We start from the raw sequence: 1,386 nt of genomic DNA on the forward strand, positions 1-1,386 counted from the left end.
CGCACTCTTTCAAGGATGGCTGCTTCTAAGCCAACCTCCTGGCTGTCTTCGCGATCCCACATCCTTTTCCACTTAGCACACCCTTAGGGGCCTTAACCGGCGATCTGGGCTGTTTCCCTCTCGACTATGAAGCTTATCCCCCACAGTCTCACTGCCGCACAACACATTAATGGCATTCGGAGTTTGGCTGACATTGCTAAGATTGTAGTCCCGCTCAACCAACCAGTAGCTCTACCTCCACCAAGCTAATGCGACGCTGCACCTAAATGCATTTCGGGGAGAACCAGCTATCACGGAGTTTGATTGGCCTTTCACCCCTACCCACAGCTCATCCCCGCAGTTTTCAACCTACGTGGGTTCGCGCCTCCACAGCATCTTACTGCTGCTTCACACTGGCCATGGGTAGATCACCCCGCTTCGGGTCCAGGACATGCCACTTGACACCCCATTAGGATTCGGTTTCCCTACGGCTACCCCACACGGGTTAACCTCGCGACATGCCGCTGACTCGCAGGCTCATTCTTCAAAAGGCACGCCATCACACACAAACGGTGCTCTGACGGATTGTAAGCACATGGTTTCAGGAACTATTTCACTCCCCTCCCGGGGTACTTTTCACCATTCCCTCACGGTACTATCCACTATCGGTCACACTGAGTATTTAGGCTTACCGGGTGGTCCCGGCAGATTCACAGCAGATTCCACGAGCCCGCTGCTACTCGGGCAACTTGACAACCCCATCATCAATGTCTTCAGCTACAGGACTATCACCCTCTACGGCAGGCGTTTCCACACCACTTCACCTAACACCAACAACAAGACGCAACGATGGTAGTCGCTGCACATCAAGGCCCACAACACCGCACACACAACCCCTACCAAGTATCACATGCACACGGTTTAGCCTCATCCACGTTCGTTCGCCACTACTAGCAGAATCATTATTATTTTCTTCTCCTACGGGTACTGAGATGTTTCACTTCCCCGCGTAACCCCCACAACAGCTATGAATTCACTGAAGGGTAACACTCCATAACAAGTGCCAGGTTTCCCCATTCGGACATCCTCGGATCAACGCTTAATTGACAACTCCCCGAGGCTTAACGCAGCCTTTCACGTCCTTCATCGGCTCAGCATGCCAAGGCATCCACCATGCGCCCTAAATAACGAACACACAACCAACACAACAACAAACAGTACAAAAGGCACAAACCCCAACACTGCTTCCTATCGTGCCGGCGTGAACTACACAAAACACAAAAGAATAAAGAAATTACACACCCAAACAACCATGCTTAAAAAGCACCATCATTTGGGGATGCTCGCGTCCACTATACAGTTCTCACACAACACCCCAACCACCAACAACAACCACACAACAAACCA

1 rRNA gene is annotated in these 1,386 nt (G+C 51.4%); it reads right to left on the reverse strand.

The features are described 5' to 3' along the window. A 23S ribosomal RNA gene (locus tag HMPREF2935_RS07480) occupies positions 1-1,174 on the reverse strand; the annotation flags it as partial. Positions 1,175-1,386: the final 212 nt, after the last annotated feature.

This window comes from Corynebacterium sp. HMSC076D02 (genome assembly GCF_001813815.1).
GTDB classification, from domain to species: Bacteria; Actinomycetota; Actinomycetes; order Mycobacteriales; family Mycobacteriaceae; genus Corynebacterium; species Corynebacterium simulans.